Genomic DNA, 18,461 nt, shown 5'->3' with positions numbered 1-18,461 from the left:
CCCGGAGCGGCCTCGTGTTCCTAGCCGGAAGCGTGGCTCAGTTCAGCTCGATCTTGCAGATGTCGCTGCACCCATCCCCGCGATCGCGGTTGCCGTCGTCGCACGTCTCGCCGTGCTCGCGCTGGATGACCCGGTCACCACAGCGGGGCCCGAGCACGCAGCCGCGGGCGCAGCCGTTGTAGGCGCCGTCGTTGAAGCCGTCATCGCACTCCTCGCCCGGGTCCACGATGCCGTTGCCGCAGGTGGCGCGGCACTCAGTGCGGCTGGTGAGGAAGTTGCTGAGCGTGAGCCGGTAGTTGGAGCCGTTCGTGTGGCGCTCGGCCTGGAACACCACGGCCTCGTAGATGCCGCCCACCTTGAGGCCCAGCTCGGTCGCCTTGGCGGTGCTGGTCAGGTCCACGGTGCCCGAGGACGGGCCGTGCACGCCGCCCAGGTCCATGGCGAGCTTGCGGTTGATGAACACCCACACGTCGTCATCGCCCGTGAAGGACAGCTTCTCCTTGCCCTTGTACTCGAACCAGTAGCGCGTCTCGCTCGTGAAGTTGAAGTTGCGCTTGACGCCGTTGCCGTCGTTGCGCAGCGGCTCCTTGCCGGCCGCCACCCAGCCGTCGTTGTCGAGGGGGAAGAAGTTGCTGTTGTTGTAGACGTACGTGCCCGTGCTGCCATCGCGGCCCAACGAGAGCGTCTTGACCACCGTCTTGTTGACGTTGACCGTGTCGCGGTACCACTGGTCGAACGACTCCTTGCTGTTGGTGGACTGGGTGCCACCCGCGCCCGCGGCCTTGCTGTACACGGGCTTGCCATCCGTCCCCAGGTCGTACTTCACGATGCCCTGCTCGGCGACGTTCTTGTTCTCGAAGTCGACGTGGCCCTTGGGCAGGGCGCCATCGGCGGGCAGGTCGTTGCCCCGGAAGTCACGGAACACGAAGGGGATGGCCACCGAGTCCGGCGGCGTGCTCTCGATGAGCTCGCACACGAAGCCCTCTTCCTTCTTGCAGGTGGGCGAGCAGCCATCGTTGGCGCGCGTGTTGCCGTCATCGCACTCCTCGGTCGTGTCGCCCGGGAGGATCACGCCGTCGCCGCACTTGGACGTGCACTTGCCGTCGATGCCGCACTCGGGCTCGCGCTTGCACAGGGGCGAGCAGCCATCGCCCATGTTGTTGTTGCCGTCGTCGCACTCCTCGGTGCCCTCGACCTGCCGGTCACCGCAGTAGGTGGGCTGGCACTTCGCGCCCACCACGGGGCACTTGAAGCCATCCTCGAGGCGGCAGGTGGCGCTGCAGCCGTCGCCCGACGTGGCGTTGCCGTCCTCGCACTCCTCGTCACCGGCGACGATGCCGTCACCGCACAGGGTCGCCACGCACCGGCCACCCGTCGACACGCAGGTCCAGCCGGCCTCCGTGACGCAGGAGGACGAGCAGCCGTCGCCCGACTCCGTGTTGCGGTCGTCGCACTGCTCCGTGCCCTCGACCTTGCCGTTGCCACAGATGTTCGTCGGCGCGCACGCCTTGCCCGGCGCCTCGCACACATAGCCGCGCTCGACCTGCGAACAGTTGGCCGAGCAGCCATCGCCGCTCACCGTGTTGCCGTCGTCACAGGCCTCGTTGCCCTGCTTGATGCCGTCGCCACAGCGGCCCAGGGGCCCCGCGTCGGGCGAGGTGGACCCGCCACCGTCGGTCTTTTCCGAATCGAGTCCCGCGTCGGGTTTGGAGGGAATCGAGGGTCCGTCGCCGCCACCACAGGCCGCGACCGACAACAGGAGGGAAGCAATCAGCAGGCTCGCGAGCCGCGAGCGGGTTGGGGGATTCACCATGGATGGCTCGAGCAGAAGGAGGGAGGGGGATGGGGGATGAGTCACGGCGAAGTGTACCTCTCCAGACCCCCTCCCGTATTCCCTTCCACCCTCACCAAAAGAAAACAGTTTCATCGACCTCGCCTGCTCAGTTGCTCAGCGAGGTGAGAATCTCGCCAAGACGCGCGAAGATGAGAAACAAGTGGGTGAACCCACGACTCGCTCAGGGGGAGACATGAGTCCACAAGAACAGCGGTGTCCATTCCGAGGAAACTCCATCCAGGAAGCGTCCGGACCCACGCGCCAGGGCAAGCCGCCCCGAGTGGTGATCATCGGCGCGGGAATCGGGGGGCTGACGCTCGCCCAGGGATTGCGCAAGGCGGGTGTGAGCGTCGCGGTGTATGAGCAAGACACCGCCTCTGGCCTGCGTCATCAGGGCTACCGGGTGCCCCTGCATCCGCCCAGCCTTCATGCCCTGGAGCAGACCCTGCCCGCGGATCACCTCGGCTGGCTGCGCGCCTCCTTGCAGGAGTGGAAGCCGTCCCGGACGGTGAGCGAGCGGCTGGAGACGCTCCTGTTGTCCACCGCCGCGATCTCCGGCAAGCGTGAGTCGAGCTACTCCATCGATCGGCTCACCCTGCACCGGCTGCTGAGCGCCGGGCTCGAGGACGCCGTGCACCATGGCAAGGTGTTCGAGCGCTACGAGGAGCGGGACACGGGCGAGGTGCGCGTGCACTTCGCGGATGGCACCTCGGTGGTGGCGGACGTGCTCGTGGGAGCCGATGGCACGACGTCCCGGGTGCGGCGCCAGTTGCTGCCCCAGCACGCCGAGCAGCTCGACACCGGCTACCGGGAGCTCACCGGCCGGATGCTGCTCACCCCGGACACGCGCCGGGAGATCGAGGCCGTGGGGCTCGAGTCCCAGGTGCTCGTCTTGGACAAGGCGAGCGCCATGCTGGTGCTCAGCCGCCAGGAGTTCCGCGCCGGTGCCGCCCACGCGTGCGCGGCGCCCGGCCCCGGCGCGGACCTGCCGCCGGATCACGTCGCCTGGGGGTTGATCGCCCCGACCGCGCACTTCGCGCGCGCCGGAGACGGGGAGCGGGTGGACGTGGGCGTGCTCAAGCAGATCGCGTTCGAGACGGCGCGCACGTGGCACCCCGCCCTGCGCCGGATGATCGAACGCACGCCCCCGTCCCACCTCGGCCTCAATCCCCTGCGCACCGCCGTGCCCCACGCCCACTGGGGCACGCGGCCCGTGACCCTGCTCGGGGATGCCGTCCACGGCATGGTGCCTCCGCGCGAGCACGGGGCCACCATCACCCTGCGCGACGCGCTCCTGCTCGCCCAGCGGCTCATCGGCGTGAGCGAGGGGGAGAAGTCGGTGATCGCCGCCCTGCAGGCGTACGAGACCGAGATGCTCCCGTACGCCTTCAAGGCCGTGAGCGAGTCGCACGCCACCCTCAAGCAGATGATGGAGGGCAGCCGGTTCGCCCGCGGCGCGGTCCACCAGGCCCTCAAGGCCATGAACGGCCTGCTGGGCGCGGCGTCCCGGGTGCTCCCGGCCAGCGCGCCCCGGAACTGAGGGACGGCCCCCCCTTCCCGCACGAGTGGCGGGCCGCGGGTGGACCACTCGAAAAGTGGCCTCGGGGGAGGGAACTCGCCTTGGGCCACGGCCTGCAAGAGAATGGGGGAGCCATGGCTCCCACCGACCGTCCAGGTAATGTCGCACCGCTCGGCAGCCAGCTGCTCGCCGAGCACCTCCGGGCGGACGCCGCCGCCCGGGAGACCTCCGTGGCCCGGTTCAACAGCGGGGTGTGCTTCCTCTTCTTCATGTCGGCGCTGGGGCTCGCCCCGGTGCTGGGCTGGCCCCGGGCGCTGTCCGTGATGGCCATGTGCGGCGCCTACTCCGCCTACTACGGGTGGATGTACCGGCGGCTCAAGCGCGGCTGGTTCCACCCGGCGCTGGCCTGGTTCAACGTGTGCCTGGAGAACACCGCCGTCGGCGGGCTGTTCCTCTTCGACATCGTCTTCGCGGACGCCGAGCAGGCCCTGTCCAACCCCTCGGCCGTGCTGTGGAGCGCCATCATCGTGCTCGCGGCCCTGCGCTCCAACCTCAAGCTGGCGCTCTTCGCGGGGGGCCTGGTGGCCGCGGAGATGCTGGCGCTCTACTTCTTCGTGGCCCTGCCGCGCATGAGTGGACCCCTGCCGCTCATGTTCACCCCCACCCTCATGGTGCAGCGCGCCGGCTACTACTTCATCACCGGGTGGATGGCGGCGCTCGTGGCCAGCCACCTCACGAGCAAGGCGGAGGAGGCGCTCCGGGCGGTGCGCGCCAAGGACTTGCTCGGCAAGTACTTCCTGCACGAGCGGCTGGGCGTGGGCGGCATGGCCGAGGTGTTCCGCGCCACGTACAGCCCCGAGGGCGGCTTCGAGAAGGTGGTGGCCATCAAGCGCATCCTCCCGGCGTACGCCGAGGACGAGGACTTCGTGACGCTGTTCCGGCGCGAGGCGGAGCTGGTGTCGCTGCTCAACCACCCCAACATCGTCCAGGTGCTCGACGTGGGCCGCTTCGAGGACACCTACTTCATGGCCCTGGAGCACATCGAGGGGGTGTCGCTGCGCGAGCTCATCAAGGTGCACGGCCGGCTGCCCCCGGCGGCGGTGGCGCTCATCGGGGCGGAGATGGGCCAGGCGCTCGACTACGTGCACCGGCGCACCGCGAGCGATGGCACCCCGCTCAACCTCGTGCACCGCGACGTCAATCCCCCCAACATCCTGCTGTCGCGCATCGGCGAGGTGAAGCTCGGGGACTTCGGCGTGGCCCGGGCGGCCATCCACGTGCGCCTCACCCAGGCGGACCGCGTGCGCGGCAAGCTCGGCTACATGGCGCCAGAGCAGGCCCGGGGCGAGCCCTTCGATGGCCGGGCGGACCTCTTCGCGCTCGGCCTCACGCTGCACGAAGCCCTCACCGGCCGGCGCGTCTTCCATGGAGAGGATGCCTCGGACACCCTGCGCAGCAGTCCGCCCGCCTTCCTCCTGCCGCCCTCCACCTACCGTCCGGAGATTCCCCCCCAGCTGGATGCCGCCATCATGGGCCTGTTGGAGTGGCGGGTGTCGGAGCGCACGCCCCGGGGCCTGCGGCTGCGCGAGCGGCTGTGCGAGCTGACGGGAGCGGCGGCCCCCTACCCCCAGGGCCAGGAGGAGCTGGCGCGCCTGGTCCAGGAGGCCATGGCGCTGCGGCGCCTGGCGCCCACCTCCGGAGACCGCGACCACGAGACGCGTCCGGAAGGCCCGGTGTTCGCCACCAGCGAGGAGCCCACGGGGGTGCTGATCTCCACGGGGAGCCTGGAGGCGCCGGAGGAAGCGCCGGAGCAGGAGCCGGCGGCCCACGTCCCGGGCAAGCGCTGAGCCCCCCCGCGGGCCTAACCGCCCGTGTCGCCCTCGCAGGTACTGTCCTCGAGCGTGTTGCCGGAGCCGCCGAGGAGGGCGAAGCAGCTGCCCCGCCAGGACATCTGCACGCTGTTGTGGCGCAAGACGTTGTCATGGCCGGCGGCCTCTCCCGCCACGCCCTCGGCGCCGATGACCAGCGCGTCGGCCCCCGTGTTGCGGAAGTGCGAGTGCTCCACCACCGAGTTGCGCGTGCCGTGGGCGAGGTGGATGCCCTGCCCGGTGAGGTTGCGAAAGCGCGAGCCCTTGACGACCAGGCCATCCGTCGGGTGCGCGGAGCCCTCGGCGCCGGACCAGATGCCCGCCTCCACGTGCTCGACCCAGACGTTCTCGATGACCGTGTCCTCGCCCAGCTCCCCGTGAAACCCATGGGCGGGCGCGTGGGCGTCGGGGAGCGACCCCTCGCCGAGGAGCGAGAAGTCGGCGAAGTGGCAGCCGCCCGCGCCCGGGCAGGACAGCGTGCTCCGCCTGCCCTGGAGGCGGGAGTACCACATGCCCGCGCCTCGCACCTGGAGGCCCTGGAGCGACAACCGCTCCGCGTCGACGCGGAACGTGCCCGGCGGAATCCAGACGCCCGCCCACCCCTCCGCCACCGCCGCGTCGAGGGCCCGCTGGATGGCCTCCCCATCATCCCCGCCATCGTCCGGCGTCGCGCCGTGGTCGGTGATGGAGAGGAGGTCCGCCGGCTTCGACAGGGGCGGCGCGACCAGCTCCAGGTCGACGAGGTCGATCACGTAGAACGCCGCGGTGTCCTCGTCATCCTTCTGGAGCTTCACCTCCGTGCCCGCGGGAAAGCCGTCCACCCGGGCGCGCACCTCGTCGAAGAAGGCATGCGGCTCGCCCCGGGCCGGGTCGTCGGACGGGTCGAGGCCCGCGCCCTGGTACACCCAGGAGTAGCGCGAGGTCACCGGGAGCGTCTGGACGCGCTGGCCCTTCACGTAGAGGCCCAGGGTGGCGTCGAGGCCTCCCCCCGTCGGCGCGTCGGGAATGGACAGACGCACGACGATGGAATTGGCGGCCTTGGTGGCGGTGAAGGCCACGAAGTCCCCCACCTTCTCCAGCCGGACCGCCTCACGGCCCACGGCCTCGGCCTCGATGGCGGTGGCCTCCCGCCGCGCGTTCGTCTGGCCCGCCTCGGCCTGGTACTCCACCCAGGCCACCTTGGCGCCCCGGGTGGGCGGGGCGGGCGGCGCGGACGACCCCTGTGGGGAGACCTCGGAGTCCCGACAGGCCGTGCTTCCCACGGTCAGCACCAGGACACTCAACGCCAGCCTCTCGCGCATCATCATGGGCATCCTCCTCGGGCCACTCCCCCAACCGCGTGGCGCGCCACGCTAGCGGGGAAGGCACACGAGACAAATGGCCCCGGCGCCCAAGCGGACATGACTCAACACGCCGCGCCGTCGGACACCCGACCCGGGCGCACAAGTGAACAGGGCCCGGGCGGCGTCTGTCTTTAGGGAGCCCTCACACGGTGACTTCGATGCGGTTGCCCTCGGGGTCGAGCACCACACACTCGTAGTACCCGTCCCCCGTCTGGCGAGGGCCGTCCACCACGGGATGACCCTCGCGCCGGAAGCGCTCCGCCATCGCATCCACCGCCTCGCGCGAGCCCAACGAGACCGCGAGGTGGGCATAGCCCACGGGCGGCGCGTCCGCGACGGGCGCCTCCACGTCGGGCCGGGACATGATCTCCAGCCGCGCCCCCGACTCGAAGCTCAGGAAGTACGACGTGAAGCGCTTGCGCTCATTGACGTACCGGGGCCCGGCGCTGGCCCGGAAGTACGTCTCATAGAAGGAGCGAAGCCGCTCGATGTCCCGCGTCCAGAGCGCCACGTGTTCGATGCGCATGGCGCCATCCTCCGCCACCTGGCGCCCGGCGGGAAAGGGGCGTCACGGCGCTCCCGCGCGGAACGTGTCGCAGGCCTCGAGCGTGCCCTGCTCCAGGCCCCGCCGGAACCAGGCGACCCGCTGCTCGGACGAACCATGGGTGAAGGACTCGGGCACCACGTGGCCTCCCGCGCGGCGCTGCAGCGTGTCGTCGCCAATGGCCGAGGCCGCGTTCAACCCCTTCTCCACGTCCCCCGGCTCCAGCACGTGCCGCTGCTTCTGGGCATGGTGGGCCCAGATGCCGGCGAAGCAGTCCGCCTGCAACTCCTGACGGACGGACAGCGCGTTGGCGTCCCGCCGCGAGCCGCGCGCTTCGTGGACCCGCGCGGAGATGCCGAGCAGGTTCTGCACGTGGTGACCCACCTCGTGCGCCACCACGTAGGCCCGGGCGAAGTCCCCGGGCGCGTCGAGCTGCTGCTCCAACTGCCGGAAGAAGCCCAGGTCCAGGTACACGCGCTGGTCTCCCGGACAGTAGAAGGGGCCCACCGCGCTCTCCTGGAAGCCACAGGCCGACTGCACGGCCTCGGAGAAGAGGACGAGCCGGGGCTGCACGTACCGCACGCCCTCGGCGGACAGCAGCGCGGGCCAGGTGTCCTCGGTGTCCGCGAGCACCACGGAGACGAACTCCTTGAGTTCCTCCTGCGCCGGGTCCCCCTGCCCGCCCGAGCCGCCCGTGCCCACCTGGGTCGGCGCGCCCGAGGGGTCTCCGGAAAGCACCACGCCGGGGTCGCCCCCGAGCAGGTACACCACCACGGCGGCCACCAGGGTGAGCACCCCGCCGCCCATGGCCAGGGGCCGTCCCACGCCCTGCCCCCGCCGATCCTCCACATTCGAGCTGCGTCGGCCGTCCCGCCAGTTCATGCGCCCTGCCTCCCGCGTCCGTTGCGTCCCCGGAAGGTAGGGCGCCCCTGCACGCACGGCACTCCCAGCGAGGGCCTGGCTGGCCGCTCCCTTCACGCCTCCCAGAGTTCCCAGGTCGTTTCCAAGCCCCCGTCGGGGGTCCGGGTGCAGCCCACGACCAGGAACCGCCCGGGGTCCACCTCCACCAGTTGCTGTCCCGCCCGCTCGATGCGCAGGGGCGTGCCCGGAGCCCACGTCCCCTGGAGGGGGTCCCAGATCTCCACCGTGGGGGTGCCCGTGTCCGAGGTCTCGGTGAGCCCGCCGGAGACCAACGCCCGCCCCCCGGGAAGCGCCGTCAGCGCGAAACCCGAGCGGGGCGTCGCGAGGCTCCCCGTGGCGCTCCACGCCTCCGTGCGGGGGTCCCACACCTCGGCGGAGGCCAGCACGTGACCCTGGCGCCAGCCCCCCACGACCAGGACGCGCCCATCCGACAGGGTGACGCCCAGGGCCCCGTCTCGAGACTCCGTCAGGGGAAGGGCCTGCCGCCAGACCCGGCGCTCCCGGTCCCAGACCTCGGTCATCTGGTCCAACGGCGGCGCATAGTGGACGCCCTCGACGATGGCGAACCCGAAGCCGTTGTCGCGCCCGCCGGCGATGAGCGCGCGCGACCCACTCACGCACACCGGACCGGGGTGGAAGAGGCGCGCCGTCTGTCCCGCGGGCGCCCAGGCCTCCGCCTCGGGTCCGAGGAACTCCGCCCGCGTGCCCCGCTCGAAGTCCTCGTCGAAGTCCGTCCCGAGCACCAGCACCGCCCCGTCCGCGAAGCCCGCGGCGATGGGGCCCGAGCGCGCCGCGAGCAGGGGCGGCCCCTCCTGGAAGCGGCGGCTTCCGGGCTCCCACACCAGCGTGGTGCGCGATTCGTGCGCCTCGGGCGTCTTGCCGCCCAGCACCCGCACCCGCCCGTCCGGCAGGGCCACCGTGGCATGACCCAACCTCGGCTGGGGCAGAGGTGGCAGGGGATGCCACTGGCGGGTCGCCAGCTCCCAGAACAGCACGGTGTCGGAAGGCCGACAGGTGGCGCCGATGCCGTCCGGAAACCAGGCATTGCCCCCCACCAGGAGCGCGCCGCCCGCGACCGGCACCAGACCAAACCCCTCGAGCCACAGCGACGCGTGGGGAACCTTTCCAACGACAGGAAGGGAGGAAGACATGGCGCCATCATTCTCCAATCCCCGCGCGCGTCACACAAAGGACAGCGGCCCCGGTCGGCGGGACACCTGCGAACGGCCTGGAAGAATGAATTCAATGACGCGGGGCGCTGTCGACCTCCCGCCGCCCCATGAGGACACCCGCATGCGTGACACGAAATGGGGACGTTCGCTGGTCGCCGCGCTCTGGATTCTGGGGTGCGGAGCTCCCCCCCCGGGGGGCGAGCCCCCCCTCACGGACGAGCCCCGACGCGCCCTTCTCACGGCGTCCCCCGGCGCGAGCGCCGAATGGAAGGGCTGCCTCTACTCGCTGACGGCGGAGGCCCGCGACGGCGCGAGGTCAGCCGCCCCCGTCCACGATATCCGCCTGCACCGCACGAGCCTGGGCACCTGTCCCTTCGAGGAGCAACACCGCCTGCTGGACACGTCCCACGCGCCGCCCACGCTCTCGCTCGTCGCCGGGGACAAGGGCCTCGCGGTGGGCCATTCCCTGACAGGCGACTCCCCGGCGGCCACGGGCAGCCGGTTCAATCTGTGGCACCTCGCCCCCGACTCGCTCGACGTCCTGCGACGCGAGAGCTTGAGCGCGTCCATCTGTCCTCGCGGCATGGGCACCTGCCTGCCGGGTGGCATCACCCAGGCCAGCCTCGCGGTGTCAGGGGACGCGCTCGTGGTCGAGGGCACCAAGTCCGGCATCATCCCGGGAGAGGTGGGCGAGGGCACCCGGTTCACGGCCACCTACCCGGACTTCTTCACCACCCAGGCGGCGCCCACGGTGCTGGCGCCCCCGGACGAGCACGCCTCGTATGCGAGCGTGGAATGGTCGGGCTGTCACTTCTTCGCGTGGAGCGCGCCCGAGCGCTCCGACACGCCCACCGCCGAGTCCCTCGTCTACGTCACCCGGCTGCCGGGCCGCGGCTGCCCCTGGCGGGCGGAGAGCCGGCTCATCGACCGCACCTTCCAGCCCGGCCCCGTCGCGCTCATGGGCGGCGCCTCGGGGCTCGCCGTGGGCTACAAACGCCACCGCTCCGCCACCGCGGACGCGCCCGTGTCCCTGCGCCTGCTGCAACTGTCCTGGGACGCCCTCCAGGCCGGGCGCGAGGAGAACCTGGAGGTCTGGAAGGACACGCACGGCTTGAGCCGTCCGGGCGCCATCTCCCTGGTGCACCTGTCCGTCCTGCGCGACGAGTCGCTCGTGGTGCTCGGACACAAGGACGGCACCTTCGACGGAGAGCCCGGCAGCGCGCTGCGCTTCCAACTGTCCTTCCAGGATTTTTTCACCAGCACCCGACCGCCCACCTTCGGGGCCTTCTAAACGAGTAAATCCACAAATACCAGGAATCCGGTGTTATACGGGCGCCCTCACCGCTGAAAGGAAGGCTTCCGCATGAACCGGTTCCTCGTGGGGATGAGCATGCTGTCCGTGCTGGCCGTGGCACCCGAGGCCAATGCCAGACGCGCTCCGGAGTCCCTGACCCTCTCCAACAAGCAACTGCTGGTCAACGCCAAACCCTTCACCGTCAAGGGCGTCAACTACCACCCGGTCCCCCGGACGGGGCCCAACAACTGGCCCGATGACTGGACGATGAACCGGGCGGTGGCGTTCAGCGACCTGGCCAAGATGAAGGAGATGGGCGTCAACACCCTGCGGGTCTACGTCCTGTACGACCGGCTGTTCCAGAACTGGGAGGAGCAGAACGATCCCTCGACGGACCCCTCGCGGGTGGATGCCACGGTGCTCGCCAACTACCGCGCCGTGCTGGACGAGGCGGACCGGCAGGGCATCTACGTCATCATGAACTACTTCCTGCCCGCCAACGTGGACCTGCGCTCGGGGCAGCAGGTGAAGTTCGGCAAGGACGCGCGCACGCGGCACAAGCTGCGCTTTCGCAACATCATCAACGTCTTCAAGAACCGCACCGAGTTCCCCATGGTGCTCATGTGGGCGTTCGGCAACGAGAACAACTTCGAGTGGAACCGCGGGCCCATCTCCGCCGAGGCGATGTTCGACTTCTACGGCGAGGCCATCCGCGAGGCGGACCAGCAGGCCGACGCCGCCCATCCCTACACGGTGGTCATCGGGGACAACCCCCAGCTGGACATCCACAACAGCGGCCTGCTCAACCGGGCGCCGCTCGTGGATGTCTGGTCCATCAACATGTACAACACCGAGCAGGGCTTCAAGAACATCATCCAGGGCTACCCGCTCAACAAGCCGCTCCTGTTCACGGAGTTTGGCTATGACGCCTGCCAGCACAACCAGGGCTGTGACACCTCCAACCCCGAGGGCCGGGGCTCGACGTTCGCGCAGCAGCAGCAGGCCGCGTTCTACAAGAGCCGCTGGGAGAACACGATGCTGCCCAACCTCAGCGCGCGCTCGACGAGCAACAAGCTGCTGGGCGGCGTGGCGTTCGAGTGGAACGACGAGTGGTGGAAGGACGGCGCCGGGCCTCGCGATGTCCACAACACCGGGGGCTACACCAACGCGAACCTCGGCCCCGACTACTTCCTGAACGAGGAGTGGTTCGGCCTGTCCACGGCGCTCTTGGACGGAGAGACCAGCGGGCGCTACTACCGCTCCGCGTACAGCGAGCTCAAGCGGATGTGGACCGCGACCACGCTCCAGGCCACCCAGGCCGAGTAGTCACGGCCGCCTGCCGAAGTGGAACGAGAGGTAGCGCTCCCGGACAGCCTCGGGGGCGCCCTCCTGGCCCAGCGCCCGCGCCTGGGTGACCACCGCGAGCGCCTCGTCCAGGGACACCTCCCCCGAGCGCAGCGCCCCGAACAGCAGGCACTCGTACCGGCGGCAGGCGAGCGGCCGCTCGGCATAGACCTGACACACCGTGCCCGAGAGCGCCGCGCACCGCTGGGGCACGTGGCGCCCCCCCTTGTCGTTGGTCACCACGGCGAGCGCGGTCTCGGGCACGCGCTCCGAGGGAGCCAGGGGCACCCGGGAGAACAGCGAGCCGTCGCAGCACAGGCCGCAGGCGCGGCAAAGGGTCTCGAGCGACATGGCGCGGCAGCGTATCCGCCCCCTCCAGGGACGCCAATGGCACGCTCGCCTGCCTGGCCGCTGACGAAATACTTCGACATCCCACCGGTCCGAATAAGGCACCGGGCGCCTCGTCGGACTCAGCACGACACGGAGCGAGCCAACTCCGAGGAGCCTCCCCATGAAGACCGTGTTCACGTGGATGTCCATCGCCTTCACCCTGTACGCGAGCATGCCCGCGCTGGCCGATTCGAGGCGCGACCCCCGCCCGCCCAGTGGCCACCCGGCAACGGTGGACCCCGCGAACCGCGAGCGTGAGGCCCGTGAGCGCGCCGAGCGCGAGCGCCGTGAGCGCGCCAAGCGGGAGCGCCATGAGCGTGAGGCCCGCGATCATGGGCGGCGGGGCACGCACGGCGCCACGGCGGTGGACGCGCGCTGAACGTCACACGACGGCTCAGTCCCGGAGGATCTCACCGCCCTCGCTCAATCCCAGGCCCCACACGAACGCGAAGGACAGGTGCACGCTGGAGTGGAAGGGCAGGTAGTGGACGAGCGACAGGATGTGAAAGCCCACGAAGGACAACAGCGCCCCCGTGGCGGCCAGCGAGCCGCCGCGGTGGCGGCGCAAGAGGGCCCGGGCCAGGAGCCCATGGACCGCGGCCTGTAACACGAGGCCGATCAGCCCCGTCTCCGCCCACGTCGTCAGCCACAGGTTGTGCGCGTCCGTGGCCAGCAGATCCGTGATGTGGGTCTCCGCCTGGGTGCGCAGGGCCGCGGGCTTGTGGTTGCCGAACCCCACACCCACGAGTGGATGCTCGCGCACCAGGCGCCAGCCCACGGACATCGCCAGGGCACGCTCGCCACTCACCACGTTCTCGAGCGCCCGGCCCGCCCGCTCGCTCCAGGCGGGCGTCACCAGCACCGCGACCACCAGCGCCACGGCCACCCCGAGCCCCACCCGGCGCGCGGTGCCGCGCATCAACAACAGCAACGCCAGCACGCACACGACCACCGCCGCGCCGAGCGCCGCCCGCGCGAAGGACACGTAGGTGGACACGAGCAGGGCCAGCACCACGAGGGCCGCCAGGCCCCGGGTGCGCAGCGACCGGGCGCGCCCCACCATCGCCAGGGCGGGACCGAGGACGGAGACCGCGCCATGCGCGAAGCGCAGCCGGTGGAAGAAGAAGCCGCCGGAGGCGTAGTGGGGAGACTCCTCGGTGCCGAAGTTCTCGTGCAGCCGCTCCCGGCTCAGCTTGAGGAAGGCGGGCGGCTCCCACGCCCAGGGCACGAAGTGCTGGTACACCCCCAGCACCGCCGCCACGCCCCACCCCACCGCGACGATGACGCCCAGGGCCACCCAGGGCACGCCCAGCGTGCCGACGCACGCCACCGCCGCGCCCGCCAGGGTGTCCAGCGTCTGGCCGTAGCGCGAACTCCGGGGCCACCGCTCGGCGGCCCCCGTCAGCAGGGCCACCCCAGGAGACACGAGCTGCCACAGACACAACGCGCCGCTGGCCAGCGCGTAGGCCCGTACGTCGGGCGCCAACCGGAGCCGACGCGAGACGAGCAGCCCCAGCGTCAGCGCCACCGCCAGCGCGGCCCCCGCCTGCAAGACCCCCTCCGCCAGGAACAGACCCACCGCGTACAGGCAGAGCGCGGCGGTGGCGAGGGAGCGCGGGCGGGGGCTGGAGGCAGGTGCGGAACCCATGGGGGCGCGCACAGTACCTCACCCGCCCGGGTCCCCGGCGGACCGTCGCCTAGAAGTAGGCCTGGACGCGGTTGAAGAAGGCGATCTCCGTGGGACGGTCGCCGCCATCCGCCGCGCCGCCCGCGAAGGTGGTGCGCTCCGTGCTGAAGGTGATGCGGGCGTTGCCACTCAAGTACCAATGGGCGACGGCGCCCCAGGACTGCGCACCGCTGGCCGAGCGCGAGGGGTCCGCGAAGAGCGGGAAGGCGCGCGGGTCGACGCGCAGCCCGGAGTAGCGGGCGCCCACCTCCACGGCGCCCCAGTGGCCCTCGCTGGGGAGCACCGGGTGGAAGGGCTTCACGCCCTCGTAGGAGGCCTTGCCGCCGAAGAGGACGTAGGAGGCGGACAGCTGCCAGGCGTCGTTCGTCAACCGGGCCACGTCCGCGCCCCGCCGCACGTCCTGCGTGGAGGAGGCGTACTCGGCCATCAGCCCCAGGGGGCCGTTGTAGTAGTAGGCCTGCGGGGAGAAGCGGTAGTGACGACCGCTGGCGACCACCGTGGTCTCCAGGGTGGTGCCCGTGAGGTACGAGAAGAACGTCTGCTGACCCTCGGCGCGCAGCACGGACTCCTGGGTGGCGCCCAGGGTGCCGTACTCACTGCCCGCCGTGCCGGAGATGCCCAGGCCGAGCCCCTTGAGCGCATCCACCGAGCCATTGCGGAACGGGTGCGCGAAGAGCCGGCCCTCCAATTCCACGTTGTCGTCGACGTTGAGGTCCGCGGCGCCGTTGTCGGGCGAGCCGTTGAAGGCCCCCAGGGCGTAGCTCAGCACACCTCCGGAGAAATCTCCGGCGAACTGGATGCCCACCTCGCGGTTGGGCACCAGGCTGGTGGGCAGCGCGAACTCCGGGAAGAGGAGGGCCGTGACGGGCTGGAGCCGCTCGAGGCCCACCGGGGCCTTGAACTTGCCCACCCGGATCCGGAACTGGCGGGCCGGGTGGATCTCCGCGTAGCCGTCCTGGATGGGTTGGGAATTGGGGGCCAGATCCAGCTGGAACCGGAAGTCGACCAGGCCCGCCAGCGTGCCGTCGAAGGTCGGCTGGAAGCGGCGCACCAGGAAGGTGTTGTTGCCCGCGCGCTCCTTGCCCTGGGCGAAGAAGCGCGCATCCGACTGGAGGATGCCACGCAGTTTGAGTTGGTATTGCTTGTCCGCGCTGGAGAGAGTGAAGCCCTCGGCGCCCGCGGTGAAAGAAGGGGGCGGCGTGGACGCGGGAGGAGGCACGGGCGCGGGAGGGGGCGCCGCGGTCGTGGCGGGATTGAGGGCGGGGTCTCGCGGCGTGTCGTCTTTCGGCGGATCCGCATGGGGTTGGGGCACGGGCCCCTGCTGGGCCCAGGCGCCCGCGGACAAGACCAGGCAGGAAGCGGTCAACACCGACCGGGCGAGGGAGGGACGAAGAAGACGACCAGGAAGCCAGGGCCTGCGCATCAAGGCATTCACGTTGGGGATCCGGGGGCGGTTCACGAAAAGGATTCGCCCGTCCTGATGGAACGATTCGCCCCGGGGTTCCCCGGAATCGGCCGACACCGCCCGTGTGACCGGGCAAGCAGCGTGTTGGTGACACTTTCGACACAGAAGCAGGTGCCCGGTGACACTTTGGCGACGCGGTCGTCCCACCGTTGTCCCCTCATCCGCGACTGTGTACGTGAGGGATCGCGCTCCGCACCGGGTGCCCCTCCCCGGCGGATCCGCTTCTTCACGCCATGCACATTCCCGTGTCCCTCCGTACCCTCCTCTTCGTGCTCCTGCAGACCCCCGCCGCGCTCGCCCAGCAGTCCGAGCCCGCCGCCCCGGATCTCCAGCCGCCCCCCGCCGCGGAGCAACCCAAGACGCCCGCCGAGCCTCCCTCTCCGGCGCTCCAGCCGCCCCCCGCGGAGCCGAAGAAGGAGTCGCACTGGTACGACAAGCTTCGCATCCGCGGCTACACCCAGTTCCGCTACAACCGGCTGCCGAGCTTCCGCGTCAACGAGGAGCTCATCAACGACCAGGGTGACCGGTTCCTCGGCAAGAACACGGGCTTTGGCATCCGGCGCGCGCGCGTCATCCTCTTCGGAGACGTGCACGAGCGGGTGTCTGTCTACCTGCAGCCCGACTTCGCCTCGGTCATCTCGGACCAGTACAACGTCGCCATCATGCGCGACTGGTACGCCGACGTCTTCCTGGACTCGCGCAAGGAGTTCCGCCTGCGCGTGGGTCAGTCCAAGGTGCCGTTCGGCTTCGAGAACCTCCAGTCGAGCCAGAACCGCCTCCCCTTCGACCGCAACGACGCCATCAACAGCGCGGTCAAGGACGAGCGCGACCTGGGTGTCTTCTTCTACTGGGCGCCGGACGAGATCCGCCAGCGCTTCAAGCACCTGGTCGACAGTGGCCTCAAGGGCTCGGGTGACTACGGCGTGGTGGGCACGGGCATCTACAACGGCCAGACGGCCAACCGCGCCGAGCGCAACGACACGCCCCACGTCGTGGCCCGCGTGACCTGGCCCTTCCTCTTCGGCAAGCAGTTCGTCGAGGTGGGCGTGGGCGGCTATTACGGCCGCTACAACGTCACGGTCACCCCCACCGCGACGGCGCCCTACGCCCTGCTCGACGGGGCCAATGATCTCGTCGACACCCGCGCCAACCTCAGCCTGATGATCTACCCCCAGCCGCTCGGCTTCGTCGCCGAGTACAACGTGGGCCGTGGGCCGTCGCTGGGCGGCGGGGATGAGGCCTTCACCGTGGCCAGCCGTCCCCTGCGCGGCGGCTATGCGCAGCTCATGTACAAGCTGGATGGCGTGCTGGGCGTCACCCTCATCCCCTACGTGCGCGGGACCCTCTACGAGGGCGGCAAGAAGTTCGAGACCAACGCCCCGCGCTACGACGTCCGCGAGCTGGAGATGGGCGTGGAGTGGCAGATCTACAAGGCGCTCGAGCTGACGGCCGCGTACGCCATCTCCGATCGCACCTCCTCCCGCGCGCCCTACATCCAGCAGCGCGGAGACCTGACGCGCGTGCAGCTCCAGGTGAACTACTGAGCGCGGCGCGTTGACACGGGACCCATCGCATCCCACACTCCGACAAAACGGGAATAACGGCGAAAGCCGCCTCCCTGGGAGATGCCTGCGATGACCCTCAAGTCCCTCTGTCTCACCCTCGCCTCGACCCTGGCCTGCGCGGGCCTGGGCGTCGCCACGAACGCCTCGGCGCAGCCCCTCACGGGGGTGTACCGGGGCGAGGTGTTTTCCCAGCCCAACGCCGTCAACGCCTACTCCATGTGGCTCGGCTACGACGTGCGCATGGGCCAGGGACACCAGGCCAAGGACTCCTGGAACAACATCGAGAACCCCACCTGGCAATTGCAGTCCTGGAGCGCCTGGGTGCAGGCCAAGGCGGGCCGGCGGTTCAACTACTCGGTGTCCATGTTCCCCAGCGGCCAGGGCTCGCTCGCCCAGTGTGCCCAGGGCGCCTACGACACGCGCTTCCGGACGCTCGCCAACAACCTCGTCGCCTACAAGCTGCAGGGCACCATCATCCGCCTGGGCTGGGAGTTCAGCGGCAGTTGGATGCCGTGGTACTCGGGCAACGGACAGCAGGCGAACTTCGCGGGCTGCTTTCGCAAGATCGTGACGGCCATGCGGGCCGCGCAGCCCTCGGCCGGCTTCGAGTTCGACTGGAATCCCAACTACGACATCGCGGCGGGCGACCTGTCCACCACCTACCCGGGTGACGCGTATGTCGATTACATCGGCCTGGACATGTATGACCAGGGTTGGAATGGCCAGTACCCCATTCCGGCGGGGTGCACGGGCACGTGCGCGCTGAGCCGCTGGCAGGGCGTCTGGAGCAGTCAGTTCGCGCCGGCGCTGCTCAAGTTCCGCGACTTCGCGCGCGCCCACGGCAAGCGGCTGTCCATTCCGGAGTGGGGCGTGAACGACGCCGCCACCACGGGCGGCGGGGATGACACCTACTACGTCGGGCAGATGCTCGACTTCATCTTCGACCCCACCAACAATGTCGGCTACCACTCGTACTTCGACGTCCAGGCGGGGGATGGGCACCACCAGTTGTCGAACGTCGACGACAGCGGGGGCAACACCTTCAAGACCGAGTTCCCCAACGCGGCCGCCCTCTTCAAGAGCCGCTTCACGCAGTCGCCGCCCACCAACCCGGCCCCGCAGGTGACCACCACCCAGGCCACCGTCAGCGCCAACCCCGTCACCCGGGGCCAGGGCTTCCAGGTGAACGCCAGCGTCACGTCGCCGGACGCCACCACCGTGGTGGTGAAGTATGAGATTCGCAATGCCTCCACACGCGCGCTGATCTCCGAGAAGGCCTACACCGCGCAAGCCTTCACGGCGGGACAGACGCGCGCCTACGGCTCCACGTTCGTCATCCCCACGTCCGAGCCCACGGGCACCTACCGCGTCGACACGCTGGTGTTCACCGCGGACTGGTCGAAGACGTTGCTGTACCGCAACGACACGACCTTCACCGCGAAGTAGGCCCCTGGCGGCCGGGGAGGACACGCCCCCCGGCCGCCGCGACGCACCGTGTTAGGCCTTTGCGGCCGT

General features: G+C 70.2%; 15 protein-coding genes. 7 read left to right on the top strand and 8 right to left on the bottom strand.

The genetic code is table 11. The features are described 5' to 3' along the window. Positions 1–37: 37 nt before the first annotated feature. The gene (locus I3V78_RS09210; RefSeq protein WP_204486116.1) at positions 38–1,813 is read right to left on the bottom strand and encodes a DUF4215 domain-containing protein; all 1,776 of its coding nucleotides are present in this window, start codon (positions 1,811–1,813) and stop codon (positions 38–40) included. A gap of 214 nt (positions 1,814–2,027) precedes the next feature. Between I3V78_RS09210 and I3V78_RS09205 the strand changes: the two genes are divergently transcribed. Then, positions 2,028–3,374 (top strand): FAD-dependent oxidoreductase, encoded by a 1,347-nt coding sequence (locus tag I3V78_RS09205; protein WP_204486113.1) that lies wholly within the window; start codon positions 2,028–2,030, stop codon positions 3,372–3,374. A 113-nt stretch (positions 3,375–3,487) separates the two neighbouring features. Then, positions 3,488–5,200 carry a serine/threonine-protein kinase gene (locus I3V78_RS09200; RefSeq protein WP_204486111.1) on the top strand — a complete coding sequence of 571 codons (1,713 nt, stop codon included), beginning with the start codon at positions 3,488–3,490 and terminating at the stop codon, positions 5,198–5,200. A gap of 14 nt (positions 5,201–5,214) precedes the next feature. On the opposite strand, the gene I3V78_RS09195 is transcribed toward I3V78_RS09200, so the two are convergent. The 4 genes from I3V78_RS09195 to I3V78_RS09180 form a co-directional block, all read right to left on the bottom strand. Next, a complete protein-coding gene (locus I3V78_RS09195) occupies positions 5,215–6,528 on the bottom strand; it encodes a glycosyl hydrolase family 28-related protein (protein WP_204486109.1) in 1,314 nt (437 codons plus the stop codon). 178 nt (positions 6,529–6,706) lie between these two features. Next, the gene (locus I3V78_RS09190) at positions 6,707–7,090 is read right to left on the bottom strand and encodes a VOC family protein (RefSeq protein ID WP_204486107.1); all 384 of its coding nucleotides are present in this window, start codon (positions 7,088–7,090) and stop codon (positions 6,707–6,709) included. A gap of 42 nt (positions 7,091–7,132) precedes the next feature. Continuing rightward, positions 7,133–7,990 (bottom strand): KPN_02809 family neutral zinc metallopeptidase, encoded by an 858-nt coding sequence (gene ypfJ / locus I3V78_RS09185; RefSeq protein WP_204486105.1) that lies wholly within the window; start codon positions 7,988–7,990, stop codon positions 7,133–7,135. Positions 7,991–8,082: 92 nt separating this feature from the next. Next, positions 8,083–9,180 carry a Kelch repeat-containing protein gene (locus tag I3V78_RS09180; RefSeq protein WP_204486103.1) on the bottom strand — a complete coding sequence of 366 codons (1,098 nt, stop codon included), beginning with the start codon at positions 9,178–9,180 and terminating at the stop codon, positions 8,083–8,085. A 142-nt stretch (positions 9,181–9,322) separates the two neighbouring features. On the opposite strand from I3V78_RS09180, the gene I3V78_RS09175 reads away from it, so the two are divergent. Both I3V78_RS09175 and I3V78_RS09170 read left to right on the top strand, forming a co-directional pair. Beyond that, the gene (locus I3V78_RS09175; protein ID WP_204486101.1) at positions 9,323–10,492 is read left to right on the top strand and encodes a hypothetical protein; all 1,170 of its coding nucleotides are present in this window, start codon (positions 9,323–9,325) and stop codon (positions 10,490–10,492) included. A 72-nt stretch (positions 10,493–10,564) separates the two neighbouring features. Next, complete coding sequence (locus tag I3V78_RS09170) at positions 10,565–11,821, top strand: cellulase family glycosylhydrolase (RefSeq protein ID WP_204486099.1); 1,257 nt, start codon at positions 10,565–10,567, stop codon at positions 11,819–11,821. Here I3V78_RS09170 and I3V78_RS09165 read toward each other — a convergent pair whose 3' ends face one another. Further along, positions 11,822–12,190 (bottom strand): YkgJ family cysteine cluster protein, encoded by a 369-nt coding sequence (locus I3V78_RS09165; RefSeq protein WP_204486097.1) that lies wholly within the window; start codon positions 12,188–12,190, stop codon positions 11,822–11,824. 160 nt (positions 12,191–12,350) lie between these two features. Here I3V78_RS09165 and I3V78_RS09160 point away from each other — a divergent pair, with 160 nt between their 5' ends. Next, complete coding sequence (locus I3V78_RS09160) at positions 12,351–12,608, top strand: hypothetical protein (RefSeq protein ID WP_204486095.1); 258 nt, start codon at positions 12,351–12,353, stop codon at positions 12,606–12,608. A gap of 15 nt (positions 12,609–12,623) precedes the next feature. Here I3V78_RS09160 and I3V78_RS09155 read toward each other — a convergent pair whose 3' ends face one another. Then, positions 12,624–13,877, bottom strand: a complete 1,254-nt coding sequence (locus I3V78_RS09155; protein WP_204486093.1) for an O-antigen ligase family protein — start codon at positions 13,875–13,877, stop codon at positions 12,624–12,626. A 49-nt stretch (positions 13,878–13,926) separates the two neighbouring features. Further along, entirely contained in the window at positions 13,927–15,228 is a 1,302-nt protein-coding gene (locus tag I3V78_RS09150; protein WP_338023508.1) for an OprO/OprP family phosphate-selective porin, read from the bottom strand. A gap of 398 nt (positions 15,229–15,626) precedes the next feature. Here I3V78_RS09150 and I3V78_RS09145 point away from each other — a divergent pair, with 398 nt between their 5' ends. Together I3V78_RS09145 and I3V78_RS09140 are read left to right on the top strand one after the other, a co-directional pair. After that, positions 15,627–16,925 (top strand): porin, encoded by a 1,299-nt coding sequence (locus I3V78_RS09145; protein ID WP_338023507.1) that lies wholly within the window; start codon positions 15,627–15,629, stop codon positions 16,923–16,925. A 90-nt stretch (positions 16,926–17,015) separates the two neighbouring features. Continuing rightward, positions 17,016–18,392 (top strand): glycoside hydrolase family 26 protein, encoded by a 1,377-nt coding sequence (locus I3V78_RS09140; RefSeq protein ID WP_204486089.1) that lies wholly within the window; start codon positions 17,016–17,018, stop codon positions 18,390–18,392. Positions 18,393–18,461 lie beyond the last annotated feature (69 nt).

The organism is Archangium primigenium (assembly GCF_016904885.1).
Classification (GTDB): Bacteria; Myxococcota; Myxococcia; order Myxococcales; family Myxococcaceae; genus Cystobacter; species Cystobacter primigenius.
The sequence above is the reverse complement of the archived record's forward strand: the minus strand, read 5'-3'. Positions and strand labels throughout refer to the sequence as shown.